This window comes from Agromyces cavernae (genome assembly GCF_021044935.1).
GTDB classification, from domain to species: Bacteria; Actinomycetota; Actinomycetes; order Actinomycetales; family Microbacteriaceae; genus Agromyces; species Agromyces cavernae.
In genome coordinates, this window is the sequence record NZ_JAJNMP010000001.1 from 1,164,772 (window position 1) to 1,190,012 (window position 25,241).

Annotated in this window: 21 protein-coding genes; 17 read left to right on the top strand and 4 right to left on the bottom strand. The window is 69.7% G+C overall.

The window, feature by feature from the left end; translation table 11 throughout:
• Positions 1–4 precede the first annotated feature (4 nt).
• Positions 5–415, bottom strand: a complete 411-nt coding sequence (locus tag LQ757_RS05430) for a VOC family protein (protein WP_231046152.1) — start codon at positions 413–415, stop codon at positions 5–7.
• Between the two features lie 109 nt (positions 416–524).
• On the opposite strand from LQ757_RS05430, the gene LQ757_RS05435 reads away from it, so the two are divergent.
• Genes LQ757_RS05435 through guaA form a run of 3 tightly spaced genes read left to right on the top strand, consistent with a single transcriptional unit; the run spans position 525 to position 3,199 of the window.
• The gene (locus LQ757_RS05435; protein ID WP_231046153.1) at positions 525–1,121 is read left to right on the top strand and encodes a TetR/AcrR family transcriptional regulator; all 597 of its coding nucleotides are present in this window, start codon (positions 525–527) and stop codon (positions 1,119–1,121) included.
• A 9-nt stretch (positions 1,122–1,130) separates the two neighbouring features.
• Positions 1,131–1,610, top strand: coding sequence for a DUF3817 domain-containing protein (locus LQ757_RS05440; RefSeq protein WP_231046154.1), 480 nt, complete (start codon positions 1,131–1,133; stop codon positions 1,608–1,610).
• Positions 1,607–3,199 carry a glutamine-hydrolyzing GMP synthase gene (gene guaA, locus LQ757_RS05445; protein ID WP_231046155.1) on the top strand — a complete coding sequence of 531 codons (1,593 nt, stop codon included), beginning with the start codon at positions 1,607–1,609 and terminating at the stop codon, positions 3,197–3,199. The genes LQ757_RS05440 and guaA overlap by 4 nt, the downstream gene beginning before the upstream one ends.
• 84 nt (positions 3,200–3,283) lie before the next feature.
• Here guaA and LQ757_RS05450 read toward each other — a convergent pair whose 3' ends face one another.
• Positions 3,284–5,167: a cell wall-binding repeat-containing protein gene (locus tag LQ757_RS05450; protein WP_231046156.1), complete on the bottom strand. Its 1,884-nt coding sequence runs from the start codon at positions 5,165–5,167 to the stop codon at positions 3,284–3,286.
• A 499-nt stretch (positions 5,168–5,666) separates the two neighbouring features.
• A complete protein-coding gene (locus LQ757_RS05455; protein WP_231046157.1) occupies positions 5,667–6,479 on the bottom strand; it encodes a Bax inhibitor-1/YccA family protein in 813 nt (270 codons plus the stop codon).
• Positions 6,480–6,634: 155 nt separating this feature from the next.
• Here LQ757_RS05455 and LQ757_RS05460 point away from each other — a divergent pair, with 155 nt between their 5' ends.
• The 7 genes from LQ757_RS05460 to sucD all read left to right on the top strand — a co-directional run bounded on the left by LQ757_RS05460 (position 6,635) and on the right by sucD (position 14,685).
• Positions 6,635–7,702 carry a glycerophosphodiester phosphodiesterase family protein gene (locus LQ757_RS05460; RefSeq protein WP_231046158.1) on the top strand — a complete coding sequence of 356 codons (1,068 nt, stop codon included), beginning with the start codon at positions 6,635–6,637 and terminating at the stop codon, positions 7,700–7,702.
• A 106-nt stretch (positions 7,703–7,808) separates the two neighbouring features.
• Positions 7,809–10,277: an ATP-dependent helicase gene (locus tag LQ757_RS05465; RefSeq protein WP_231046159.1), complete on the top strand. Its 2,469-nt coding sequence runs from the start codon at positions 7,809–7,811 to the stop codon at positions 10,275–10,277.
• Between the two features lie 105 nt (positions 10,278–10,382).
• The gene (locus tag LQ757_RS05470; protein ID WP_231046160.1) at positions 10,383–11,300 is read left to right on the top strand and encodes an ABC transporter ATP-binding protein; all 918 of its coding nucleotides are present in this window, start codon (positions 10,383–10,385) and stop codon (positions 11,298–11,300) included.
• On the top strand, positions 11,297–12,151 hold the full coding sequence (locus LQ757_RS05475) for an ABC transporter permease (RefSeq protein ID WP_231046161.1): 855 nt from the start codon (positions 11,297–11,299) through the stop codon (positions 12,149–12,151). The genes LQ757_RS05470 and LQ757_RS05475 overlap by 4 nt, the downstream gene beginning before the upstream one ends.
• The gene (locus tag LQ757_RS05480; protein WP_231046162.1) at positions 12,148–12,441 is read left to right on the top strand and encodes a helix-turn-helix transcriptional regulator; all 294 of its coding nucleotides are present in this window, start codon (positions 12,148–12,150) and stop codon (positions 12,439–12,441) included. Before LQ757_RS05475 ends, LQ757_RS05480 begins: the two co-directional genes overlap by 4 nt.
• A gap of 149 nt (positions 12,442–12,590) precedes the next feature.
• Entirely contained in the window at positions 12,591–13,757 is a 1,167-nt protein-coding gene (sucC, locus tag LQ757_RS05485) for an ADP-forming succinate--CoA ligase subunit beta (RefSeq protein WP_231046163.1), read from the top strand.
• Positions 13,758–13,782: 25 nt separating this feature from the next.
• Positions 13,783–14,685 (top strand): succinate--CoA ligase subunit alpha, encoded by a 903-nt coding sequence (gene sucD, locus LQ757_RS05490; RefSeq protein WP_231046164.1) that lies wholly within the window; start codon positions 13,783–13,785, stop codon positions 14,683–14,685.
• Between the two features lie 161 nt (positions 14,686–14,846).
• On the opposite strand, the gene LQ757_RS05495 is transcribed toward sucD, so the two are convergent.
• Positions 14,847–16,664 (bottom strand): hemagglutinin, encoded by a 1,818-nt coding sequence (locus LQ757_RS05495; RefSeq protein ID WP_231046165.1) that lies wholly within the window; start codon positions 16,662–16,664, stop codon positions 14,847–14,849.
• Between the two features lie 374 nt (positions 16,665–17,038).
• On the opposite strand from LQ757_RS05495, the gene LQ757_RS05500 reads away from it, so the two are divergent.
• From LQ757_RS05500 to ddaH, 7 genes are all read left to right on the top strand, one after another.
• Positions 17,039–17,572, top strand: coding sequence for a hypothetical protein (locus LQ757_RS05500; protein WP_231046166.1), 534 nt, complete (start codon positions 17,039–17,041; stop codon positions 17,570–17,572).
• Positions 17,573–17,627: 55 nt separating this feature from the next.
• On the top strand, positions 17,628–19,154 hold the full coding sequence (locus LQ757_RS05505) for a hypothetical protein (protein ID WP_231046167.1): 1,527 nt from the start codon (positions 17,628–17,630) through the stop codon (positions 19,152–19,154).
• 31 nt (positions 19,155–19,185) lie between these two features.
• Entirely contained in the window at positions 19,186–20,466 is a 1,281-nt protein-coding gene (locus LQ757_RS05510) for a cell division protein PerM (RefSeq protein ID WP_231046168.1), read from the top strand.
• 65 nt (positions 20,467–20,531) lie between these two features.
• Entirely contained in the window at positions 20,532–21,125 is a 594-nt protein-coding gene (purN, locus tag LQ757_RS05515) for a phosphoribosylglycinamide formyltransferase (protein ID WP_231046169.1), read from the top strand.
• Entirely contained in the window at positions 21,122–22,732 is a 1,611-nt protein-coding gene (purH, locus tag LQ757_RS05520) for a bifunctional phosphoribosylaminoimidazolecarboxamide formyltransferase/IMP cyclohydrolase (RefSeq protein WP_231046170.1), read from the top strand. The genes purN and purH overlap by 4 nt, the downstream gene beginning before the upstream one ends.
• A gap of 113 nt (positions 22,733–22,845) precedes the next feature.
• Positions 22,846–23,937, top strand: coding sequence for a Glu/Leu/Phe/Val dehydrogenase family protein (locus LQ757_RS05525; RefSeq protein ID WP_231046171.1), 1,092 nt, complete (start codon positions 22,846–22,848; stop codon positions 23,935–23,937).
• 29 nt (positions 23,938–23,966) lie between these two features.
• Positions 23,967–25,226, top strand: a complete 1,260-nt coding sequence (ddaH, locus tag LQ757_RS19300; RefSeq protein ID WP_304504428.1) for a dimethylargininase — start codon at positions 23,967–23,969, stop codon at positions 25,224–25,226.
• Positions 25,227–25,241 lie beyond the last annotated feature (15 nt).

Sequence of the window (25,241 nt, forward strand, 5' to 3'; positions counted from 1 at the left end):
GGATTCAGGCGTCGATGCCGAACGCCTCGGCGAATTCGGGTGCCGGCGGGATCTCGGTGATGACGTCGACGAGCGCGCCGCCAGGGTCGCGGACGATCACGTGGCGCTGGCCGAACGGCTCGCTGCGCAGCGGCTGCACGACCGGTACGCCGGCCGCCTCGAGCCGGGCCGCGACGGCGTCGACGTCGTCGAGTTCGAGATTCACGAGCACACCCCGCGCAGCCTCGCCGTAGCCGGCCGGCATCGATGGGTGAGCGAGGTCGAGCAGGGCGAGCTCGTCGCCCGAGTCGGGGTGCCGAAGGCTCACGTACCAGTCAGCCTCGAACGCCGACTCGAATCCGAAGTGCTCTCGGTAGAACGACGCGCTCGCGGCGACATCGGGGGTGCAGAGGACGGGGTAGCAGCTGCGGAGCATCGGTCGGTCCCTTCGTCGGTACGTCATCGTAAAGATACGTACAGTCTGTATGTATTGCTACTCTGACTGACGTACAGTGTGTATGTCAAGTGCTTCGAGAAGGGTCCCGATGGCGACGAAGGCCGAACAGCGCGACCGCACTCGCGCCGAGATCGTGCGCATCGCGACACGCAGCTTCGCGGAGTCGGGCTACGCCGGCGTCGCGCTCGAGGACCTCGTCGCCGAAGCCGGGCTCACGCGAGGAGCCCTCTACCACCACTTCGGCAACAAGCAGGGGCTGTTCCGAGCCGTCGTCGAGCAGGCGCAGGCGGGGGTGGCCGAGGCCGTCGAGCACGCGGCATCCGGGCACGACGACGTGCTCGACGATTTCCTCGCCGGCTGCCGCGCGTTCCTCGAGGCGAGTCTCGCGCCCGAGGTCCGGCGGATCCTGCTCGTCGACGGGCCCGCGGTCCTCGGCTGGGATGCCTGGCGCGACGGCGACCTCGATACGAGCGCGCGGCACCTCGATGCCGGGGTGGCCGAACTCGTCGAGGCCGGCGTCATCGAGGATCGGGAACTCGACACGGTGACCGCACTGCTGTCGGGCGCGCTCAACGAGGTCGCGCTCGTGAACGCGCGCGCCCACGACCCCGAGCGGGGCATCGATGCGGCGGTCGACATGGTGCGCCGCATGCTGCGCGGTCTCGCGCCCGCACGCGGCACGTAGACTGTTCGCATGCCCCTCGAGCCCAAACTCGCCGATCTGCCGCGCATCCGCGGGGCGCTTCGCCTCTACCAGGTCGCCTCGGTCATCACCGGTGTCATGCTGCTGCTGCTCTGCGCAGAGATGATCATGAAGTACGCCTTCGGGCTCGAGCTCGAGCTCGCCGGGCCGCAGGGGTTCCTCGCGTTCGTGCCGGTCGACACGGTGACCGCGGTCAACCTCTCGACCGGCATCCTCATCGCCCACGGCTGGTTCTACGTGCTGTACCTGTTCAGCGACTTCCGCCTCTGGAGCCTCATGCGCTGGCGGTTCCCGCGCTTCATCCTCATCGCGCTCGGCGGCATCATCCCGTTCCTTTCGTTCTTCCTCGAGGCGCGCATCGGGCGCGAGGTGCGTGCGTACCTCGCGTCGCGTGAGCCCGAGGCGTCAACGGATGACGCGAGCCAGGCCGTCCCGTCCAGCACCGCCGAATCCGTGGAGGCACAGCAGTGACCGAACCGCAGCAGCCGTCGACCGAACAGCGGCCGGTGCTCGTCGTCGACTTCGGCGCGCAGTACGCCCAGCTCATCGCGCGGCGCGTGCGCGAGGCATCCGTGTACTCCGAGATCGTGCCGCACACGATCACGGCAGCCGAGGTCGCGGCCAAGAACCCGGTGGGCATCGTGCTCTCGGGCGGGCCGTCGTCGGTCTACGAGGCAGGCGCGCCCGCGCTCGACGAGGGCATCCTGCGGCTCGGGGTGCCGACGCTCGGCATCTGCTACGGCTTCCAGGTCATGGCGCAGCAGCTCGGCGGCGAGGTCGCGCACACCGGCCACCGCGAGTACGGTTCGACCGCCGTCACCGCGCGCACCGACGACGACAACGCGCTGCTCGCGGGCCAGCCCGAGGCGCAGATCGTGTGGATGAGCCACGGCGACTCGGTGTCGAGGGCGCCCGAGGGATTCGAGGTGCTCGCCTCGACCGCCACGACGCCCGTCGCGGCCTTCGCGAACGACGAGCAGGGCTTCTACGGCGTGCAGTGGCACCCCGAGGTGAAGCACTCGGCGTTCGGCCAGCAGGTCATCGAGAACTTCCTGCACCGCGCCGCCGGCATCCCCGCCGACTGGAACTCGGGCAACGTCATCGCCGAGCAGGTCGCGCGCATCCGCGAGCAGGTGGGCTCGGCGCGCGTGATCTCGGCGCTGTCGGGCGGGGTCGACTCGGCGGTCTCGACGGCGCTCGTGCAGCAGGCCGTCGGCGACCAGCTGACCGCCGTCTTCGTCGACCACGGGCTCCTGCGCAAGGGCGAGCGCGAGCAGGTGCAGCAGGACTACGTGGCAGCCACCGGAGTGCGACTCGTCACGGTCGACGCCGCCGATGTCTTCCTCGACGCGCTCGCCGGGGTCAGCGACCCCGAGGAGAAGCGCAAGATCATCGGGCGCGAGTTCATCCGTGCGTTCGAGCAGGCCGAGCGCGACCTCATCGCCGAGGCCGCCGCCTCGGGGGAGCCGATCAAGTTCCTCGTGCAGGGCACGCTCTACCCCGACGTGGTCGAGTCGGGCGGCGGCACGGGCACCGCGAACATCAAGTCGCACCACAACGTGGGCGGCCTGCCCGAAGACCTGCAGTTCGAGCTCGTCGAGCCGCTGCGCACGCTCTTCAAAGACGAGGTGCGCGCCATCGGACGCGAGCTCGGCCTGCCCGAGGCGATCGTCGGCCGCCAGCCGTTTCCGGGGCCAGGCCTCGGCATCCGCATCGTGGGTGAGGTTACCCGTGAGCGTCTCGATCTGCTCCGTCAGGCCGACGCGATCGCGCGTGAAGAGCTGACTCACGCAGGCTTGGACAGCGAGATCTGGCAGTGCCCGGTCGTGCTGCTCGCCGACGTGCGCTCGGTGGGCGTGCAGGGCGACGGCCGCACCTACGGCCACCCGATCGTGCTGCGGCCGGTCTCGTCGGAAGACGCGATGACCGCGGACTGGACGCGGCTGCCCTACGACGTGCTCGCCCGTATCAGCAATCGCATCACGAACGAGGTGCCCGAGGTCAACCGGGTCGTGCTCGACGTCACGTCGAAGCCGCCGGGGACCATCGAGTGGGAGTGAGTGCTCCCTGATGTGCGCGAAGGGCGCCGGCCGCGTGGCTGGCGCCCTTCAGGGTGCGAGGGGCGCGGATCGCGGGCGCTGCGCTCAGCCGGAGAGCGCCTTGAGCTGGGACTCGACCTTGGCGGAGACGGCGCCCGTGCCACCGAGGATCACGATTTTGTCGGGGCGCAGGCGCTTGAGCGCATCGGCGACGGACTTCGGCAGGCTGTCGCGGCTCGTGAGCAGCACCGGCCCGCTGCTGATGCCGGCGACCGGCCCGCCCGCGAGTGCGTCGGGGAACTCCATGCCGTTGGCGACATAGGCCACGGAGACTCCGTAGTCGAACCAGTCGGAGAGGAGAGCGGAGGTCTCGTAGCGGTCGCGGCCGTGGGTGCCAAGGGTGTAGCCGGGAACGAGCGCATTGAGTTGCGTATGAGCATTCGGGCCGACGACACCGCCGCCGATGATCTCGATGGACTCGGGTTTCAGACGCTTCAGCTCGGCGACAATGGCGGCCGGAAGTCGGTCGCCGTCCCCAGTCAGAAGGATCGGCCCGTCGCTCAGCGCAGCGTGAGGTGCAGCGGAGAGGGCGTCGGGGAACTTCGACCCGCTCGTGAGGTAGGCGACTGGTACCCCCGGTGCAAATCGCGACTTCGAGAGGGCGGCAGAGGTCGCATAACGGTCAGCGCCACCGATTCGCGTGATGGAGCCCGGGGTGAGCAGGGCGAGCTTGATCGCGACGGCGGCGCTGATCGCGCCGGTTCCGCCGAGCACTACGATGCGCTTGGGCTTCAGACGGCGGAGTTCGTCGGCGACGACATCGGGCAACGAGTTCTGGGGCGAGAGCAGGATCGGTCCGCCCGACGTCGCCGCAACCGGCGCGGCTGAGAGGGCGTCGGGAAAGGTTGCGCCGCTCGCAATGAACGCCACGGGAACCCCGGGAGCGAACTCCGACGCGGAGACCCGGGCCGCGGTCGAATAGCGGTCGCTGCCGGCGATGCGAGAGACGTTGCCCCAGGGGTGCGTCTTCGACTCGTACGTGAGCTTCGCGTTTCTCCCGGTCACCGTTGCCTGCGGAAGCACTCGGATGGGGTTCGGATTTCCCCACGGTCGATCGCTCCACCATTCGATTCGGAGGCCCGACCCCTCGGGCGGATAGAAGTAGAGACGCCAGAGGCCCGGTGGCACGCCCTGGATCGTGTAGTAGCCGTCCTCGTCGGTCCGGTGGAACCCGACGTCTGCCTCCTGCGCGGCTACGCCCGTCGCCCAGGAGTGGGCGGATTCGAAGTTCACGTCGGCACCCGCGACGGGTTCGCCGTGGGGGCCCGTCACGCGCCCTGAGATCGTGGCCCCGCGGGCGAGCTTGGCGTCCATGCCCGTGTGCATCGACCCAGCCGTGAACGTGATCCTGGTCGCCTGCGAGCGGTACGGCCGGTCGCCCCAGTATTCGATGACGTACGGCTCGCCGGTTGGACTCCTGCCCCAGAACAGCAGCGTCCAGGTGCCGGCGGGGATGCCGCGGATCGTGAAGGTCCCATCGGCGGCGACGTTTCCGACGGTGTTGTCGAGATCGAGGGTCTCCCCGTCGAGGGCCACGACATCGACGTCGGCCCTGGCGGGCGGCTTTCCGTCGGGTCCGAGAACCTTGCCCGACACCGTGGATCCGAGCGCGAGCTGCGCATTCATGCCCGTGAGCGCCTGACCGGCCGCCAAGGAGAAGGATGTGGCCTTCGACTGGAAGTAGGTGTCCTTCCAGTACTCGGGCACGTAGTCGACCAGATCCGTGCGGTCGCCGAGCGAGAACTCGAGTGTGTACGAGCCGGGCGCGAGGCCGGTGATGCTGTAGCTCCCGTCGGAGGCGGTGCGCGCAGTCACGGGTGAGACCTTCGCCCGGTCCCATGCCCACACCCTCCCGCCTGACAGCGGCCTGCCGTCGCTCAGGGTGACCTTTCCGGAGATCGATCCGGTCCCGGCGGCGATAGCGCTCACTTCGGGATCGGAGGGTGCGGCGGTTGTTGCAACGGCGGCCGTCGTGGGCGGTAGGGCCAGCGCGACCACAATGACCGCGGCAATGCGGAGCGCGAATGGTCGAACTGCGCGTCGGAGAGCGGGTCGAGGTGAAGGGCGGCGGCGCAATCGGGTCTCCGGGTGTTCGGGTCGCAGGGGACGGGCTGCCGCCGAGCGAAACGCCGCGGGATGCCTCGAGAATCTCATCACAGTCGGGGGTGCATTGGGAAGGCTCTGCTGAATGCTCGGCGCCGACCAGTTCAGCGAGTCCGCTCATGACGAATTGCAGGAAGATTCGGGCGACACGCCGAGTCGGTCGAGGCACGAGCCGGCGTGTCGGCCCAGCTGCTCCTTCGACTCGGCGCGCGGGCGAGCAACGTGCCGGGCACGAAGAGCCCTGTGGAAACGACGAACGGCCGCCCGGAGGCGGCCGTTCGGGTCTCGATACGGCGCTGCGCGCCTACTCGACCGACGAGGGGAGTCAGTCGCTCGACTGCATGATCGCGAGCATGCGCAGGATCTCGAGGTAGAGCCAGATGACCGTGACCATGATGCCGAACACGCCCATCCACTCGTACTTCTTGGGGGCGCGGTTGCGCACGCCCTGCTGGATGAAGTCGAAGTCGAGCACGAGCGAGTAGGCCGCCATGATGACGACGAAGACGCCGATGATCAGACCGAGAGGGATACCGAAGATGTCCTGACCGCGGAGCCCCCACGGGTCGTCGGTCGCACCGAACAGGATGAGGCCGAAGTTCACGAGCGAGAACACGAGGTACCCGACCATGGCGATGAGGAAGATCTTCGTGGCCTTCTTCGACGCGCGGATCTTGCCCGAGGCGAAGAGCGCGAGCGTGACGCCGACCACCACGAGGGTGGCGATGACGGCCTGCGCGACGATGCCGCCGCCGAAGGACATCTCGTACCACGCCGAGATGCCGCCGACGAAGACGCCCTGCACGCCTGCGTAGGCGAGGATCAGCGCAGGCGACGGCTCACGCTTGAACGTGTTCACGAGGGCGAGCACGAAGCCCACGATGCCGGCGCCGATCCACAGGAACGGCAGCGACTGCACGGTGACCCAGCCGATGGCCGCACCCACGAGCAGCAGGCCGAAGCCCGCGACCGACTTCTGGATGGTCGTGTCGATGGCCATCGTCTCGCCGGCGGGCGGCGTGGCGGGCTGGTTGTACATCTCCTGCAGTTGCTGTGCCGAGAGGTCTTGCGCTCCGGCCACGGCTCCCTGCTGCGAGAAGGCGGAGTTCCGCGCGAATGCGGGATTGTCGAGAGCCATGGGTTCCTCTGCTTTCGGCTGGGCTCGGTGCGGGGGATCGGCGCGGATGCGGCATCCGTGCCGTTCAGAACAATCTACCCGCGATAGGTGGGACAACGCCGCGAGTTTGCGTTGGATTCCCCTGCTCGTTCCCCGCCGCTGGCTACGCTGGGCGCATGCCGCCCACGCCCGCAGTGCCGCCACTCGTCATCGGCCACCGCGGGGCGTCCGGCTACCGTCCCGAGCACACCCGCTCGGCCTACGAACTCGCGTTCGCGCTCGGCGCCGACGCGGTCGAGCCAGACATCGTCGCGACGCGCGACGGCGTGCTCGTCCTGCGTCACGAGAACGAGATCTCGGGCACGACGGATGTCGCGACGCGGCCCGAATTCGCCGGCAGGCGCACGACGCGCGAGGTCGACGGCGTCGCCCTCACCGGGTGGTTCACCGAGGACTTCACCTGGGCCGAGCTCTCGACGCTGCGCGCACGCGAGCGCCTCGGCGGCCTCAGGCAGGCGAGCGCGAGCTTCGACGGGCGCTACCCGATCATCCGGTTACGAGAGCTGTTCGCGCTCATCGACACCGCCGCCGACGAGCAGCGCCGGCTCATCCGCATGGTCGCAGAGTTCAAGCACGCCGCCCATTTCGCGGCGTTGGGGCTGCCGCTCGACGAGCTGTTCGCGGCCGAACTCGACGCCGCCGGCTGGGGCGCGGGCGACGACCGGCTCATCATGGAGGCGTTCGAACCGACCCTGCTCGACCGGCTCGGGGCTCGGGGCATCCGGGGCAAGCGGGTCTTCCTCATCGAGGGCCGCGGGGCCCCGTGGGATCTCGTGCTCGACCAGGGCCGCCGGGCGCCGAAGTACGACGCGTTCGTCACCGCCGCCGGGCTCGAGGCCCTCGGCGGGCGGTTCGACGGCGTGAGCGTCGGCAAGGCGCGTCTCGTCGCCGCGTCGAAGGCGACGGATGACCCTGCCGCGGGTAACCCGCACGCCGGGCCCCTGACCGGGGCACGACTCGTCGAGGCCGCGCACGCCGCCGGCCTCGAGGTGTACACGTGGACCCTCCGCCCCGAGAATCGGTTCCTCGAGCCGAGGTTCCGCCGCAGCAGCGTGCGCGCCGCCTACGGTGATTGGGCAGCCGAGTTCGCCGAGGTGCTGGCGACGGGCGTCGACGGCATCTTCGTCGACCACCCCGACCTCGGGGTCGACGTGCGGGCGGCGGCGCTTCCGCCGGTCGAGTAGCGAGCGAAGCGAGCGTATCGAGACCAGTGCGGGTCTCGATACGCGCTTCGCGCTACTCGACCGGCGGAGGGAGGGTGTCAGCGGCCGCGCCTAGAATTGACAGGACATGACGCTGATCCTCGACCCCGACGACCCGGCCGGCTGGCGCGAGGCGCCGCCGGCATCCGCTGGTGCCCCCACTTCCACCGGCTCACGCCTCACCGACGGGCTCAACCCCCAGCAGCGCGAGGCGGTCGAGTACCGCGGGCAGGCGCTGCTCATCGTCGCGGGCGCGGGCTCGGGCAAGACCCGCGTGCTCACGCATCGCATCGCGAGCCTCATCGAGAGCCGTGAGGCGTGGCCGAGCCAGATCCTCGCGATCACGTTCACCAACAAGGCCGCCGCCGAGATGCGCGAGCGCGTCGAGCAGTTGCTCGGCGAAGGGGCATCCGGAATGTGGATCTCGACATTCCACTCCGCATGCGTGCGCATCCTGCGGCGCGAGGCCGAGGCCATCGGGCTCAGCTCGACGTTCACCATCTACGACTCCGCCGACCAGCGCACGATCCTCAAGCGCATCATCAAAGAGCTCGACGCCGACACCCTCGGGTTCACGCCCGCGAGCGCGCAGGCCAAGATCTCGAAGCTCAAGAACGAGCTCGCCGACGTCGAGACGTACGCGCGCAACGCGAACACGAACGACCCGCAAGAGGTCATGTTCCTCGAGATCTTCCGGCAGTACACGAGGCGGCTGCGCGACGCGAGCGCGCTCGACTTCGACGACCTCATCGCCGAGACCGTGTACCTCTTCCGTGCGTTCCCGAAGGTCGCGGCGCTCTACCAGCGACGCTTCCGGCACATCCTCGTCGACGAGTACCAAGACACGAACCACGCGCAGTACTCGCTCATCCGCGAGCTCACCCGCCCGGTGCCGCGCGAGATCGTCGACGAGCTCGACGCGCACGGCATCCTCGTGCGGGGCATCACCGACGACTCCGGGGCGATCCCGGGGGCGAGCCTCACCGTCGTCGGCGACTCCGACCAGTCGATCTACGCGTTCCGCGGGGCCGACATCCGCAACATCTCCGAGTTCGAGCGCGATTTCACCGGCGCCAAGGTCGTGCTGCTCGAGCAGAACTACCGGTCGACGCAGAACATCCTGTCGGCGGCCAACGCGGTCATCTCGAACAACTTCGACCGCAAAGACAAGAAGCTGTGGACGGCCGACGGCGACGGCGACCCCATCATCGGCTACACGGGGTACACCGCCCACGACGAAGCGCAGTTCGTGGCCGACGAGATCGAGTCGCTGCACCGCGCCGGCGTCGCCTACCGCGACATCGCCGTGTTCTACCGCACCAACGCACAGACACGTGCACTCGAAGAGATCTTCGTGCGCTCAGCGCTGCCCTACCGCGTGGTGGGCGGCACGAAGTTCTACGAGCGTGCCGAGATCAAGGACGCGATGGCCTACCTCATCGCGGTCGCGAATCCGCTCGACGAGCTCGCGCTGCGGCGCATCCTGAACACGCCCAAGCGCGGCATCGGCCCGGCGACCGAGACGGCGATCGCGAGCTTCGCCGAGCAGAACGAGCTGTCCTTCCGCGCGGCGATGCGCGAGGCATCGGGTCTCGGGCTCGGGCCGAAGGTCACGGGCGCCATCACGGCGCTCGCCACGGTGCTCGACGAGGCGGCGGCGATGCTCGTTCCGTCGGCCGAGGGCATGGCGGCCGGCACCAACCAGGGCGCGTCGAAGGTCTCCGACGTGCTCGTGTTCCTCGTCGAGCGTTCGGGCCTGCTCGAGACCCTGCGCAACAGCCGCGACCCGCAAGACGAGACCCGGGCCGAGAACGTCGAAGAGCTCGTCGCGCAGACCCGCGACTTCGACCGCGAGAACCCCGGGGCGACCCTCGTCGACTTCCTCACCCAGGTGTCGCTCGTCGCCGCCGCCGACGAGATCGACGACGCGTCGGGCACCGTCTCGCTCATGACCCTGCATACCGCGAAGGGCCTCGAGTACCACGCGGTGTTCCTCACCGGCCTCGAAGAGGGCTTGCTGCCCCACCAGATGTCGGCCTCCGAGCCGGGCGGCCCGGCCGAAGAGCGGCGCCTCTTCTACGTCGGCATCACCCGCGCGCGCAAGCGGCTGCATCTCTCGCTCGCGATGAGCCGGGCGCAGTTCGGCGAGGTTGCCGTGGCCATGCCGTCGCGGTACCTGCAGGAGATCCCCGAAGGGCTCATCGACTGGCGGCAGTCGCCCGGCATGGCCACGAGCCGGGGCGGCACGCAGCCGCGGGCGCTCAACGCGCGCAGGCCGGGCGGAGCGTGGGGAACCCGCGACCGCGACCTCGAGCGGTTCAGCGTCACCCGCTCCGATAAGCCCAAGGCCGAGTGGGCCAACCGCGTCACCGGCAACGTGCGCGACAACGGCGACCTCACCCTCGAGGCCGGCGACCGCATCCGCCACTCCGACTTCGGTGAGGGCCGGGTGACCCAGGTCACGGGCGAGGGCACGAAGCGCATCGCGCACGTCACCTTCGACACCGCGGGGCAGAAGAAGCTCCTGATCAAGATCGCGCCGATCGAGAAGCTCTGAATCCACTGAGGTCCATCTTGTGGACATCACTGGCACCGGAATGCGTACAAATGTAGTATTGATGCTACATCTCATAGTGCTCCATTGTTGGAGAGCGAGGGCGATATGACTCCCGAACCGGTCGTCGACGTGCGCGGCCTTCGCATGGAGTACTCGGGTCGAACCGTGCTCGACGACATCGACCTGCGGATCGATCGCGGCGAGGTCGTCGCGCTCCTCGGTCCGAACGGTGCGGGCAAGACCACGACGATCGAGATCCTCGAGGGCTTCCGCCAGCGGGTTGGCGGCGAGGTCTCGGTGCTCGGCGAGAATCCCGAGCGCGCGGGCGACGCGTGGCGGGCGAAGGTCGGCGTCGTCCTTCAATCGTGGCGCGACCACGGCCGGTGGCGCGTCGGACAGTTGCTCCAACAGTTCGGTGCGATGTACGAGCCGTACGCGACATCCGATCGCCCAGGTCCGTACCCGGCCGCGGAACTCCTCGAACTCGTCGGACTCGCCGCCCACCGCGACGCACAGGTGCGGTCGCTCTCCGGCGGACAGCGTCGCCGGCTCGACGTGGCGATCGGCATCGTCGGCAGGCCCGAACTGCTCTTCCTCGACGAGCCGACGTCGGGATTCGACCCGGTCGCCCGGCACGAGTTCCACGAACTCATCCACCGGCTGAGCGACTTCGACGAAACGACAGTGCTGCTCACCACACACGACCTCGCCGAGGCCGAGAAGATCGCCGGTCGGATCCTGATCCTCGACGGCGGGCGCATCGTCGCCAACGGCAGCGCCGCGGAACTCGCGGGCGAGGTCGCCGGTGCGAGCGAGATCACGTGGCGTGAAGATGGAGTGCGGCACGTGCACAGCGCCGCCGATCCCGTGCCGTTCGTGCGCGAGCTGCTCGACCGACCCGGCACCGACATCACCGAGCTGCAAGTGCGTGCGCAGACGCTCGAAGAGACCTATCTCGCGATGGTCGCCCGCAGTGAGGCCGTGCCCGTCGGAGACCCGCAGGGTGAGGTGCAGACCGCATGAACACCAACGCCAATGCCAACGCCGTACGTGCGGGGATCCGACGCGGAATCACCGAGCACTGGATCTCGCTCCGCACCCCGAGCGAGACCGCATTCATGGTCATCGGCCTCGCCATCGTGGGCGTCGTCCTGTGGCTCAATCGCGACACCGAGATCGCGCCCGGCGTGGCTGTCGCCTCGTTCATCGTGCCGAGCATCCTCACGATCCAGTTGCTCTTCATCACCTGCTACGGCCTCGCCACCGTCGTCGTGACCGAACGTGAGGACGGCACGCTCATCCGATCCCGTTCACTCCCGAACGGGTTGCGGGCCTACTCGACCGGAATCCTCACGCGCACGATGTGCGAGCTCATCGAGACGATCGTGCTGACGATCGTCATCGCCGCCGTCATCCTGGGCGGATCGCTCGGCGTCGACGGCGCGGGACTCGCGGTGATCGCCGGAATGCTGATCCTCGGCACCATCGCGCTGACGACGTTCGGCTTCGTCATCGGCACCGTCTTCCGAAACCCCCGGTCTGTCGGCGGTTGGGGCTTCCTCGCGGTCGGCGCCCTCGCCTTGGTCTCGGGGCTCATCCAGCCGCTCTCCACGATGCCCGCGTGGGTGCAGGTCATCGGGCAGGGATCTCCGCTCTACTGGATCGGGCACGCGTTCCGCAGCGCTTTCCTTCCCGAGGGCGCCGGGGCGTTCGAGCTCGGCGGCGGCTGGCAACTCGCGATCGCGTTCGCGGTCGTCGGAGCATGGGCCGTCGCCGGAATCCTGCTCGCGCCGGTGCTGCTGCGGCGGGTCGCCCGTCGTGAGACGGGTTCGGCGATCGAGGCGCGGCGCCAGGCGGCGCTGCAGCGCGTATGAGCGTCGCCGGGGACGAGAGAGGGGCGAGCGGTCGTCCTGATCGGGCCGACCGAGCCGACGTCGTGCACAACCGGGTCGCGATGCTGCGTGCCGAACGCCGCGTCTCACGACGCGAGCTCGCCGAGGCGATCGGCGTGCACTACCAGACCGTCGGCTATCTCGAGCGCGGCGAGTTCAACCCGAGCCTGCACCTCGCGCTGCGGATCGCACGGTTCTTCGAGGTCCCCGTCGAGTTCGTCTTCTCGCTCGACGAGTTCGCGCGCATCGGTCCCGCGCATCTCGGACGATAGGCACGTCACTCGATTCCGGGGCTTCCGACAAGGGGAGTAGCATGGTCGTCGGCCCGTGCAGTATCTCGACTTCGAGAGATTCAAGGCCGGGTCCATCACCCACCAGCCCCTGTGCGCGACCGCGCGTGCGGATCGATTGGAAGTAGAGCGTGGATCTTTACGAGTACCAGGCCAGAGACCTGTTCGAACACTACGGGGTGCCGGTGCTCCCGGGCATCATCGCGGACACGCCCGATGAGGTGCGCGCCGCGGCCGAGAAGCTCGGCGGTGTCGTGGTCGTCAAGGCCCAGGTGAAGACCGGCGGCCGCGGCAAGGCCGGCGGCGTCAAGGTCGCGAAGAACCCCGATGAGGCGTACGAGGCGGCGAAGGCCATCCTCGGGCTGGATATCAAGGGCCACGTCGTCAAGCGCGTCATGGTCGCGGGCGGCGCCCGCATCGCGCAGGAGTTCTACTTCTCGGTGCTGCTCGACCGCGCCAACCGCTCGTACCTCTCGCTCACGAGCGTCGAGGGCGGCATGGAGATCGAGCAGCTCGCGGTCGAGAAGCCCGAGGCGCTCGCGCGCATCGAGGTCGACCCCATCGCGGGCGTGACCGTTGAGAAGGCCCGCGAGATCGCGGTCGCCGCGAACTTCCCGGCCGAGCTCGTCGACACGGTCGCCGACGTCTTCGTGAAGCTCTACGAGGTGTACAAGGGCGAGGACGCGACGCTCGTCGAGGTCAACCCCCTCATCCTCGACGAAGACGGCAACATCATCGCCCTCGACGGCAAGGTCTCGCTCGACGAGAACGCCGAGTTCCGTCACGCCGGCCACGCGCTGCTCGAGGACAAGGCGGCGGCCGACCCGCTCGAGGCGAAGGCCAAGGTGCTCGACCTCAACTACGTCAAGCTCGACGGCGAGGTCGGCATCATCGGCAACGGCGCGGGCCTGGTCATGTCGACCCTCGACGTCGTGGCTTACGCCGGCGAGAACCATGGCGGCGTCAAGCCCGCGAACTTCCTCGACATCGGCGGCGGCGCGTCGGCCGAGGTCATGGCCAACGGCCTGTCGATCATCCTCGGCGACCCGCAGGTCAAGAGCGTGTTCGTGAACGTGTTCGGCGGCATCACCGCATGCGACGAGGTCGCCAAGGGCATCGTCGGCGCACTGGCCGAGCTCGGCAAGGAGGCGAACAAGCCCCTCGTCGTGCGCCTCGACGGCAACAAGGTCGAAGAGGGTCGTCGCATCCTCGAGGAGGCGGCGCACCCGCTCGTCACCCTCGCCGAGAACATGGACCAGGGCGCCGACAAGGCCGCCGAGCTGGCGAACGCCGCGTAGTCGCGAGAGGAACAGGACTCCAACAATGACGATCTTCCTGAACAAGGACAACAAGGTCATCGTCCAGGGCATCACCGGCGGCGAGGGCTCGAAGCACACCGCGCGCATGCTCGCGGCGGGCACCCAGGTGGTCGGCGGCGTGAACGCCCGCAAGGCGGGCACCACGGTGCTGCACACCGACAAGGACGGCAACCCCGTCGAGCTGCCCGTCTTCGCGTCGGTCGCCGAGGCTATCGAGAAGACCGGTGCGGATGTCTCGATCGCCTTCGTTCCCCCGGCGTACACGAAGGACGCCGTGGTCGAGGCCATCGATGCCGAGATCCCCCTCCTCGTGATCATCACCGAGGGCGTGCCCGTGCAGGACTCTGCGGAGTTCTGGGCCTACGCCAAGGAGAAGGGCGAGAAGACCCGCATCATCGGCCCGAACTGCCCCGGCATCATCAGCCCCGGTGAGTCGCTCGTCGGCATCACCCCGGCGAACATCACCGGCAAGGGCCCGATCGGCCTCGTGTCGAAGTCGGGCACGCTCACCTACCAGATGATGTACGAGCTGCGCGATCTCGGTTTCTCGACCGCCATCGGCATCGGGGGCGACCCGATCATCGGCACCACGCACATCGACGCGCTCGCCGCGTTCGAGGCCGACCCCGAGACGAAGGCGATCGTCATGATCGGCGAGATCGGCGGCGACGCCGAAGAGCGCGCGGCCGACTTCATCAAGGCCAACGTCACGAAGCCCGTCGTCGGCTACGTCGCGGGGTTCACCGCGCCCGAGGGCAAGACGATGGGCCACGCGGGCGCGATCGTCTCGGGCTCGGCAGGCACCGCCCAGGCCAAGAAGGAGGCCCTCGAGGCCGCCGGCGTCAAGGTCGGCAAGACGCCCAGCGAGACCGCGCAGCTGCTGCGCGAGGTCTACGCCGCACTGTAAGCGGCGGAGCGTGGGCGCTGTCGCCGCACTGTAACGAACGAACGGATGTCGCGACATCCGCTGCTCGCATGAGAGGGCCCCGTCGGCGATGCCGACGGGGCCCTCCGTGTCAGGTGCGATCGAGCGGATGCCTCCTCCCGATCACGGGTGTCTCCCTCCGATCAATCGTTGATGTCGTTGTCGATGCTCAGCACCGACGTCTCGTGGCAGCTGGCGGCGATGTCCTCCTGCGCCGGGTTGGTGCTGTCGTAGTTGACTCGCCATGAGAACGATCCACTCGCCAGCTGAGCCGTCGTGTTGTTCGTCAATACCGTCTGGGGCGAGGCTCCCGACACGCTGACGTTCAGCTGCGAGAAGATGGCGGTGCCGCTGCACGTCGCGTTTGCGAACAGCTCGAAGTCGACGTTGCCCGCCAGGTTGCCGCCCGCGGCGGCCGTCACGGTCACCGAGTCGTTCGGCACCCACCTCTGCGCGCTCGTCAGTGACGAGGGCACGGTGTTGACCACCACATCCTCGTTCACGTCGGTGCACGCGGCGTTGTGGGTGGTGCCGTTGGTGTTCGGCGGGCTTCCGCTGTACACCGCAACCCAGTGGTACTCGCCGGGAGCGGTGGGCACGAACTGCGGAGCAGGCGAGTTGTAGGTGCCATTACCGCTGACTGCCACCGTCGGCGACGTGTAGGCCAGCGTGGTGCAGTCATCCGGCCCGTACAGCTCGAAGGTGATCGTTCCTCCAGCCGCCGGACCCGCAGTGCCGGTCAGGTTGATGACCGGGTCAGCCGGTTGGGTGGCCGTCCCGCCCAGTGTGGCCGAGTCCGTGACCGCGTTGCCGAGGAAGACATCAGCACCAGCGCTGGTCGCCAGGGTCGGCGTCACCGGGTTCACGGTGAAGCACTCCGACGCTCTCGAGTCGCTGGACCCGGGGATGCCGTTCTCGGAGTCGCCACTGAACTCCGCGCGCCAGCAGTACCGGCCGGCGGAGGTCACGTAGGCGGTCGGCGACGAAACGGTCACCGGATACGCCGCACCGGTGAGGTTCGTCGACCCGACGCTCGTGCCGCCGGTGGTGCACAGGGCGGGTGCGTCCAGCTTGCACAGGTGGAACGCCACCGAGCCTGCCGGAGTGGCAGTGCCCCCGATCAGGCTGACCTCAGCAGAGTCCGTCACCGCCACGACGCCGGTGCCGATCGACAGGCCACCGACGGGGATGTTGCCCCCGGCGCCGGTCTTCGGCGTGGTCACCGTGGTCGTCGTGCAGTTGCTGATCGGCGGTGTCGTCGCCAGGATCGTGTCCTTGTAATCCGCGGTGTCTGAGTTTCCGGTCACCGTGCTCGGAATGGTGTTGGCGAACGAGAGGCACGCGGTGGACCCGCCGAAGATGGTGTCCGTGAGGTTGACGGCGGCCTCACCACGGAACCCGTCCGCGCTGTAGGCGGCCTGCGACACCGTGGCATTGAGTGCGGTCGGCGCGCCGAGCAGCAGGGTGCCCGTGCTGTCGTCCCAGACCCGCAGGAACAGATCGAGGCTGCCGCCCTGCTGATCCCACAGGATCATGAAGTCGCCGTCGGAACGGTTGGCCCAGGGATTGCAGTCGGCGATCAGTTCAGCAGTGGTCGACCCATCGTAGTCGCAGGCGGCTGGCGCCTCCTCCTGCATGAATTCGTAAGAAATGAAGCCGCTGCCCGTGTTCTTGTCACGCTCCCAGGCGAAGTACAGCCAATCGTCGTTGGTGACGGCCTCCCGCTCGACGTCCAGCCAGGCTCGGCGCAGGTCGACCTGCGAGTTCGGGTTGGTCTCGCCCAGAGTGGGCACGGCGTCATTGTGGATGACGCCGATCTTGGTGGTGTTCGAGTTGAGCGGTCCGAGCTCCTTCACGTTTCCGAACAGATCCGAGATCTCGGTGGTGCCGGCATCCGGCACTTCGCCGTTGATGTCGAACGGGCCGTCCGCCGCGAGTGCCGGGCCCGCGACCATGATCATTGCTGCAGCCAGACAGCTCGCCGCGCCTGCAGCGAGGGTCCGTCGCGTCCGTGTGGATTTCTCGGACGCTCGGGCTCGGGTTGTGTGGGGCATCATCGCCTCCTGATCGGGGATAGTCCGATCCGGTCGGATCGGACGGCGTCCTCTCGAAGGAGACGGTGCGGCGGTGCGCGGGCGCGATGAACGTGCGGGTGACTGTCGGTCCCAGTCGGCTCGGGTGTGGTCATCGACTGGGCGCATCGGGACCCGAGAGGAGTCTCAGGGCTCACGCCGCACGTTACTCCCGGGGTGGCGCCGCTCGAAACAAATCGAGTAAAACTCAGTATCCCCAAAACAGGGGCCAACCCAGGTGATGCGATCAGTACCATGGCGTCATGAGTGTCGACGGATCCTCGCGATCGAAGTCGGGGAATGAGACGGCCGCGTTCCTGGTGCGTTCCGCGTTCATCACCGAGGAAGCCGTGTACGGGGTCATCCTCGTATCGGGCATGATCGTCGTGGCCAGCGCCGGCGAGGCGACCGTCTGGCCCGTGTTCTGGAAGGTGTTCGCGACCGTCATCGTGTTCTGGGCGGCGCACGTGTACGCCGGAACCGTCGCGCGCCACGGTCTCGACGAGCACGAGGACCTGGGCCTCCGTGAGGCCTTCACCGCCTCGCTGCGGCGATCGCTCGGTCTGCTGCTGTCGGCATTCATTCCGTTGTTCATCCTGCTGCTCGGCGCGACCCGTGCGATCGACGATGCACTGGCGCTCTGGGTCGCGCTGTGGGCCGGCGTCGTCGTCTTGGCCGTCCTGGGATTCATCGCCTTCCGGCGGCGCGGTTCGCCGTGGCCGATGCAGATCCTCGGCGCCCTCGCGACCGCGGCGTTCGGCATCGTGATGATCGGACTCAAGGCATTCATCCATTGAACGTGATGCGCCCAGGCCGCCGTGGGCGCTAGCCTCATCGCAGAGGGGGGTCCTCATGGCTGCCATGACCAAGACCGAACTCGAGGCGCGTGTGGCGCTACTCGAGGCAGAGAACGCGCGGCTGCGCGCCGATTCCACCGCCACGGCCGATCTCGGTGAGGACTTCACCGCGACGACCGAGCCGGCCGCGCCGACCAGACGCGGCCGTGGCCGTGGCCGCACGGCTGCTGCCATCGTGCTCGTCGTCGTGGGCCTGCTGCTCGCGCCGGTCGCGGTGATCAGCGGCTGGGCGCGGCTCGAACTCGTCGACACCGACCGGTTCGTGGCCACGTTCGCGCCGCTCGCCGAAGACCCGGCCGTGCAGGCGTACATCAGTGACCAGGTCACGGCGGCGATCGAGGAGCAGGTCGACATCCCGCAGTTGACCTCCGACGTCTTCGACGGCATCCGAGCCCTCGACCTGCCGCCGCGCGCCGAGGCGGCGCTGGGCCTCCTCGAGGCACCCGCCGCCCAGGGGTTGCAGTCACTCGTCGACAGTGTGGTCGACCGGGTGATCACGTCGCCCGCGTTCGCCGACATCTGGGCGGCCGCCTTGCGGGCGTCGCACCGACAGGCGGTCGCCGCGATCCAGGGCGACCCGAACGCCGCCCTCGAGATCGGCGGCGACGGCACGCTCTCGGTGCAACTGGGCCCGATCATCGAGGCGGTCAAGCAGCGACTCGAGGAGCAGGGGGTCGACTTCGCGGCGCAGATCCCGGTGATCGAGCGCAGCATCGTCGTCGCCCAGGCCGACGCGTTGGTGACCGTCCGCACCGTCTACCAGCTCGCGGTCGCCGCGGGCACGTGGCTGCCCTGGATCGTGCTCGCATTCCTCGTCGTCGGCGTGCTCGTGGCCAAGCGCCGATCGCGGGCGATCGTGTGGACGGCGGGCGGCCTCGCGCTCACGATGCTGCTCATGGCGAGCGGGCTCGGCATCGGCCGGCTGTACTTCGTCGGGGCGGTGAGTCCGTCGATCATGCCCGCCGATGCCGCCGAAGCGATCTACGACGACCTCATCGTGCTCATGCAGTCGACGATCGTCGCGTTCTTCGTGCTCGGGCTGCTCGTCGCCGTGATCGCCTGGTTCTCGGGGCCGTGGCGGCCGGCACGCGCGGCGCGCGGGTTCGCCGAGTCGGGGTTCGCGGCGGCGCGTCGCGCGGCTGCCTCGCACGGGGTCACGACCGGATCGTTCGGCGTCGCCCTCGACCGTTGGCGCACCGTCGCCTACGTCGCCATCGCAGTGGTCGCGGCCGTCGTCGTGCTGTTCTCGCGACCGCTCGCGACGAGCACCGTCGTGCTCACGGTGGTCCTGGCGCTCGTGGCCCTGTTGCTCGTCGAGCTGCTCCGCCGGCCGGCGGCCGAGGTCGCCGAGCTCGAGCAGGAACGAGCCGAGCGCGACGAGACCGCCGGCGTCGCGACATCCGACACCGCCGGCATCGATCCCGATTCCGCTGTCGCGCCCGGCGACACGGCGGTGTTCGACGGCGGCGACCGGGCGGAAGCCGCCGAGCATCGCGCCGACCCCGCACGTCCTGTCGGCTGAGGCGGCCGCCTCGGGATAGGCTCCCCGAGGAATGAGACGCACGACGATCGCCCTGCTGGCCGCACTCGAGGCCGCCGTCGCGGCGCTCATCGGACTCGGCATCGCCCTCGTCCCGCTCATGCTGCTCTGGGCGGTGCAGTACGGGTTGGCGGTCGACGCGACCGTGTTCCTGCGCGCCGCGGCCGACGTGTGGCTGCTCGGCCACGGCGTCGATCTCACCGTGCAGCTCGACCCGGTGACGGCGGGCGGCCTCGGCCTTCCCGGAGCCGGCGAGCCGTTCCCGATCACGATCGCGCTGCTCGGTTTCGCATTGCTCTCGGTTGCCGCGGGCCGTCGGATCGGCCGCCGGTCGGCCGCCGGCGGGCATTCGATCACGGGGTCGGTCGCCGCGGTCGTCGTGTACGCAGCGGTGGGCTGCGCTCTGGCGCTCGTCGCCGGCGCCGACGTCGCGCGCGCCTCGGTCGGGCAGGCGACGCTGCTGCCCGCGTTCACGGTGGCGATCGGCGTCGCGATCGGCGCGGTGGCCGAGACCCTGCGCGAACCGTCCCCGACCGACATCGCGGGCGGATTCCTCCGCGAACGACTCAGTCAGCTGCCACCCGGCGTCCTCGACGCGATCGGCGCGGCAGTGCGCATCGGTGCGGGGGCCGCGTTCGCGCTGCTCGGCGTCGCGGCCGTGTTCGTGGCGGTGCTGATCACGCTCGACTATGCGACGATCGCGGGGCTCTCGCAGTCGCTCGGCGCGGGCATCGACGGCAGCATCGCGCTCGTCGTCGGTGAGCTCGCGTTCCTGCCGAACCTCGTCGTGTGGACCGCTGCATGGATGCTCGGCCCCGGATTCGCCCTCGGCACGGGCACGATCGTGGCACCCGGGGGCACGCTGCTCGGGCCCGTGCCCGGCATTCCGCTGCTCGGGGCGATCCCCGGCGCGGCGCCGGTCTTCGGCGTGCTCTGGCTGCTCGTGCCCGTGCTCGCCGCGTTCATCGGTGCCCGGCTCGTGCTTGGTGAACCGCCGAGCGGATGGCCCGGGGCCGGCCCGGTGGCGCCGGTCGATGTAATGCCGTGGTGGCGCCCGATCGCGGTCGGCGCCGGGGCGGCGCTCGTCGCGGCGCTCGTCATGGGGCTGCTCGCGTGGTGGTCGGGCGGCGCAGTCGGCCCGGGGCGGCTCGCCGGCGTCGGGCCCGACGTATGGGCGGTCGCGGGCATCGCGGCCGCAACCGTGGGCATCGGCTCGATCTCGGGCGGGTTCGCGGCCCGAGTGCAGACGAAGGGGCCGAGTGCGCGTCGGCGCGTGACGGCGCCACGTCGATAGGTCGACCGCGGCGGAGCCGTGGTCCACGGCATTCGGGGCCTGACGGCTGCCGGTAGGCTCGAGGGGTGCAGAAGCTCGTCGTGCTGATCTCCGGCGGAGGGTCGAACCTCCGGGCCCTGCTCGAAGCCGCTGAAGACGCCGAGTTCCCGGCCCGGGTCGTCGCGATCGGCGCCGACCGGCAGGCCGACGGCCTCGTGCTCGGCGAGGAGTTCGGCATCCCGACCTTCAGTGTGCCGTTCACCGCGTACCCCGACCGCGACTCCTGGGGCGCCGCCCTCATCGAAGAGGTGCGCCGCTGGGAGCCCGACCTCGTCGTGCTGTCGGGCCTCATGCGCCTCGTGCCGCCCGCCGTCGTCGACGCGTTCTCGCCGTTCCTCATCAACACGCACCCCGCCTACCTGCCCGAGTTCCCAGGTGCGCACGCCGTGCGCGACGCGCTCGCCGCGGGCGTCGACCAGACCGGCGCGAGCCTCATCGTCGTCGACAACTCGGTCGACGGCGGCCCGATCATCGCGCAGGAGCGCATCCCCGTGCTGCCCGACGACACCGAGTCGACCCTGCACGACCGCATCAAGCCCGTCGAGCGGCGCCTGCTCATCGAGGCCGTGCTCGACATCGCCAACTCGCACCTCGACCTGAAGGAACTCGCACGATCATGAGCACCCATTCGATCGACCCGAGCCTCTACCGCGAACGCGACCTCGTGCGCGTTCGCCGTGCGCTCGTCGCCGTGAGCGACAAGCGCGGACTCGTCGAGCTCGCGACCGCACTCGTGGGCGCGGGCGTCGAGATCGTCTCGACCGGCGGCACCGGTGCGGCGATCGCGGCGGCCGGCCTGCCGGTCACGCAGGTTCCCGAGGTCACCGGATACCCCGAGCATCTCGACGGTCGCGTGCGCACGCTGCACCCCGGGGTGCACTCGGGCCTGCTCGCCGACCTGCGGCTCGAAGACCACGAGCGCCAGCTCGCCGAGCTCGGCATCAAGCCCTTCGAACTCGTCGTCGTGAACCTCTACCCCTTCACCGAGACCGTCGCGGCCGGCGCCGCGCCCGATGCCGTCATCGAGCAGATCGACATCGGCGGCCCCGCCATGGTGCGCGCGTCGGCGAAGAACCACGCCAACGTCGCCGTCGTCGTCTCACCCGATCGCTACGACGAGATCATCGCCGCGGTCGAGCAGGGCGGGACCACGCTCGCGCAGCGCGCGTCGCTGGCCCGCGAGGCGTTCCGGCACACGGCGTCATACGACGTGGCCGTCGCGTCGTACATCGGCAGCGTCATCGCCCCCGACCAGCCCGCCGACGAGTCGCCCTTCCCTGCGTGGGTCGGCGGCACGTGGACGAAGGACGCCGACCTGCGTTACGGCGAGAACTCGCACCAGAAGGCCGCGATCTACTCATCGATGGGCGGTCGCCCCGGCATCGCCCAGGCCGTGCAGCTGCACGGCAAAGAGATGTCGTACAACAACTACGTCGACGCCGACGCGGCCGTGCGGGCCGCCTTCGACTTCGACGAGCCCGCCGTCGCGATCATCAAGCACGCGAACCCGTGCGGCATCGCGATCGCCGCGCTCGGGGCATCCGACCCCATCGCCGACGCCCACCGGCGCGCGCACGAGTGCGACCCGGTCTCCGCGTTCGGCGGCGTGATCGCCGCCAACCGCACGGTCACCCGCGAGATGGCCGAGACCGTCTCGGGGATCTTCACCGAGGTGCTCGTGGCTCCCGCGTTCGAGGCCGAGGCCGTCGAGCTGCTCACGCAGAAGAAGAACATCCGACTGCTCACGCTGCCCGAGGGGTTCACCCCCACTGCGGTCGAGCTGCGTCAGGTGTCGGGCGGTGCGCTCCTGCAGCAGGCCGACCGCCACTTCTCACCGGCGTCCGAATGGACCCTCGCAGCGGGCGAGCCGGTCGACGACGCCACCCTCGCCGACCTCGAGTTCGCATGGACCGCGTGCCGGGCCGTGAAGTCGAACGCGATCCTGCTCGCCTCGGGCGGGGCCTCGGTGGGCGTCGGCATGGGGCAGGTCAACCGGGTCGACTCGTGCAAGCTCGCGGTCGAGCGAGCGGGCGAGCGCGCCGCCGGCTCGGTCGCGGCATCCGACGCCTTCTTCCCGTTCGCCGACGGACTGCAGATCCTCATCGATGGCGGGGTGCGCGCGGTCGTGCAGCCCGGCGGGTCGGTGCGCGACGACGAGGTCATCGCGGCGGCCCGCGAGGCCGGCATCGCGATGTACTTCACGGGCGAGCGGCACTTCTTCCACTGACGCTCGCAGGCGCGCCGCGGCATGCGCGCGGCGGTACCCTTGAAGTGAACCTGCGCTCACGAGGCGCGGGCACGGTTCCGCCCACGAAGCGGATGATTCGAGGAGAACGATCGATGACGATCACACACGCCCCGGCCCCTGCAGCCGAGGTCAACGCAGCACTTCCCACCGAGGCGCCCGACCACGAACGGGTGCTCGTCACCCGCGGCCCTCGCTCGGGCCTCACGATCGTCGTGGCCGTGCATTCGACGCGGCTCGGCCAGGCCCTCGGCGGCGCACGCCTCTGGCGTTACGGCCACTGGACCGACGCCCTCGCCGACGCCCTGCGCCTCTCGCAGGCGATGACCTTGAAGAACGCCGCGGCCGGTCTCGCACGCGGCGGCGGCAAGTCGGTCGTCGCGATCCCCGCGGGCGTCACGCTCGACGAGAACCAGAAGCGCGACGCGATGCTCGACCTCGGCGACGCCGTCGAGTCCCTCGGTGGCGCCTACATGACCGCCGAAGACGTCGGCACGAGCGCCGAGCTCATGGCCGTGGTGCACGAGCGCACCGAGCACGTCTGCGGCCTTCCGGCCGAGCAGGGCGGGGTCGGCGAGCCCGCCGACGCCACCGCCGCGGGCGTGCACGCCTCGATCATCGCCACCCTCGGCCACGTGTTCGGCTCGACCGACGCGACCGGCCGACACCTCGTCATCTCGGGCCTCGGCCAGGTGGGCGGTCGCCTCGCGCGCAGCCTCGCGGCCGCCGGCGCGCGATTGACCGTGACCGATGTCGCGGTCGACAAGCGTGCGCTCGCCGACGAGCTCGGCGCCACGTGGGTCGACCCGGCCGACGCGCACCGCGTCGATGCCGACGTGTTCGTGCCGTGCGGCCTCGGCGGCGTGCTGACGCCCGAAGTCGTCGACGAGCTCCGGGTGCGTGCCGTGGTCGGTGCAGCGAACAACCAGCTCGCCTCGCGAGACGTCGCACGACTCCTCACCGAGCGGCGCATCGTGTGGGCGCCCGACTTCGTCGCGAACGCCGGCGGGGTCATCTACCTCGATGTCGCGAGCGAACCCGACGCCGATCAGGCCGCGCTCGACGCGCGCATCGCGGGCATCGGCGACACGGTCGCCTCGGTGCTGCGCGACGCCGAGCAGCGCGGTGCGACGACCCTCGAAGCCGCCGAGCGCCTCGCCCGCGCGCGCCTCGACGCCGCACGATGAGGGCCCGGCGCGGCCAGTAGGCTCGTGCCATGACCTCCCCCGTTCCGTCACCCTCGTCCGCCCCTGCCCGGTACACACCCGAGGCCAGCCCGGCGCGACGCACGGTGGCGGTGCTGCTCTCCGCCGCGGCGGTCGCGCTGACCGCGCTCGCCGCGGCGGTGCTCGCGTTCTTCATCGGCAACGGGCAGGCGCCCACGGTGTTCGGGCAGGTCTTCGGGCACTTCGCGTTCACGGCCACGATCACCTGGGTGCTGCTCGTGGTCGCGAACGCACTCGGCGCGACGCGCGCGTGGTTCCTCGCCCTGCTCACAGGGTTCGCGTCGGCATGCCTCGCGGCGCTCATCGCGACGACGTTCACGGTGGGAGCCACATCGCGCAACCCCTTCTCGGGGGCGTTGTTCATCTTCGTGGTCAGCTCGCTCGTGAGCCTCAACCTGATCTTCATCATCGCGGTGATCCTCGCCGAGGTCTTCATCGCGCCGCGCGTGATGCGGGGCATCCTCGGTCACACGCCCGAGTGGCCGCCGCGCCGCATCGCGCTCGTGCGCATCCCCGCGTCGAATCTCGACGAGGGCGAGCTCACGCACTTCGAGCGCCGTCCCGTCGACCAGGAACTCGCCGACGAGCAGTGGGACAACTACTGCGCCGCGCTCGCGGCCGAAGGCTGGGAGACCCTCGAGATCGATGCCGCGCCCGAACTGGCCGACTCGGCGTTCGTCGAGGACACCGTCGTGATGTTCGGCGACCTCGCCGTGATCACGAGCCCGGGCGCCGAGTCGCGCAGGCCCGAGACCGAGGCCGTCGAGCGCACGGTGCGCTCGATCGCGGGCATCACCGTCGAGCGCATCGAATCGCCGGGAACGCTCGAGGGCGGTGACGTGCTGAAGGTCGGGCCCGTCGTCTACGTCGGCGCGTCGTCGCGCACGAATGCCGAGGGCATCCGGCAGCTGCGCGAGCTGCTCACGCCGCACGGCTACCAGGTGGTCGCGGTGCCGATCACGAAGGCGCTGCACCTGAAGAGCGCGGCGACGGCATTGCCCGACGGCACGATCATCGGCGACCCCGCACTGCTCGACGTGACCAGCGTGTTCGCGACCTTCATGCCCGTGCCCGAGCCCGAGGGCGTGGCGGTCGTCGAACTCAGCCCCACGTCGCTCCTCATGTCGGCCTCGGCACCGCAGACGGCGGCGATGCTGTCGGCGCTCGGCTACCGCGTCGTGACCGTCGACATCAGCGAGTTCGAGAAGCTCGAGGGCTGCGTCACGTGCCTGTCGGTGCGCGTGCGCTGACGGGTCGCGCTCGCC

What these genes read in the sequence shown, in the direction of transcription:
- ddaH (WP_304504428.1), top strand. Translation starts at nt 23,967, where the DNA reads ATGACCTCCCCCGTTCCGTCACCCTCGTCCGCCCCTGCCCGGTACACA.
- LQ757_RS05475 (WP_231046161.1), top strand. Translation starts at nt 11,297, where the DNA reads ATGAACACCAACGCCAATGCCAACGCCGTACGTGCGGGGATCCGACGC.
- LQ757_RS05465 (WP_231046159.1), top strand. Translation starts at nt 7,809, where the DNA reads ATGACGCTGATCCTCGACCCCGACGACCCGGCCGGCTGGCGCGAGGCG.
- LQ757_RS05505 (WP_231046167.1), top strand. Translation starts at nt 17,628, where the DNA reads ATGGCTGCCATGACCAAGACCGAACTCGAGGCGCGTGTGGCGCTACTC.
- LQ757_RS05525 (WP_231046171.1), top strand. Translation starts at nt 22,846, where the DNA reads ATGACGATCACACACGCCCCGGCCCCTGCAGCCGAGGTCAACGCAGCA.
- LQ757_RS05495 (WP_231046165.1), bottom strand. Translation starts at nt 16,664, where the DNA reads ATGATCATGGTCGCGGGCCCGGCACTCGCGGCGGACGGCCCGTTCGAC.
- LQ757_RS05440 (WP_231046154.1), top strand. Translation starts at nt 1,131, where the DNA reads ATGCCCCTCGAGCCCAAACTCGCCGATCTGCCGCGCATCCGCGGGGCG.
- LQ757_RS05430 (WP_231046152.1), bottom strand. Translation starts at nt 415, where the DNA reads ATGCTCCGCAGCTGCTACCCCGTCCTCTGCACCCCCGATGTCGCCGCG.
- LQ757_RS05500 (WP_231046166.1), top strand. Translation starts at nt 17,039, where the DNA reads ATGAGTGTCGACGGATCCTCGCGATCGAAGTCGGGGAATGAGACGGCC.
- LQ757_RS05480 (WP_231046162.1), top strand. Translation starts at nt 12,148, where the DNA reads ATGAGCGTCGCCGGGGACGAGAGAGGGGCGAGCGGTCGTCCTGATCGG.
- purH (WP_231046170.1), top strand. Translation starts at nt 21,122, where the DNA reads ATGAGCACCCATTCGATCGACCCGAGCCTCTACCGCGAACGCGACCTC.
- LQ757_RS05455 (WP_231046157.1), bottom strand. Translation starts at nt 6,479, where the DNA reads ATGGCTCTCGACAATCCCGCATTCGCGCGGAACTCCGCCTTCTCGCAG.
- LQ757_RS05460 (WP_231046158.1), top strand. Translation starts at nt 6,635, where the DNA reads ATGCCGCCCACGCCCGCAGTGCCGCCACTCGTCATCGGCCACCGCGGG.
- LQ757_RS05435 (WP_231046153.1), top strand. Translation starts at nt 525, where the DNA reads ATGGCGACGAAGGCCGAACAGCGCGACCGCACTCGCGCCGAGATCGTG.
- LQ757_RS05510 (WP_231046168.1), top strand. Translation starts at nt 19,186, where the DNA reads ATGAGACGCACGACGATCGCCCTGCTGGCCGCACTCGAGGCCGCCGTC.
- sucD (WP_231046164.1), top strand. Translation starts at nt 13,783, where the DNA reads ATGACGATCTTCCTGAACAAGGACAACAAGGTCATCGTCCAGGGCATC.
- LQ757_RS05470 (WP_231046160.1), top strand. Translation starts at nt 10,383, where the DNA reads ATGACTCCCGAACCGGTCGTCGACGTGCGCGGCCTTCGCATGGAGTAC.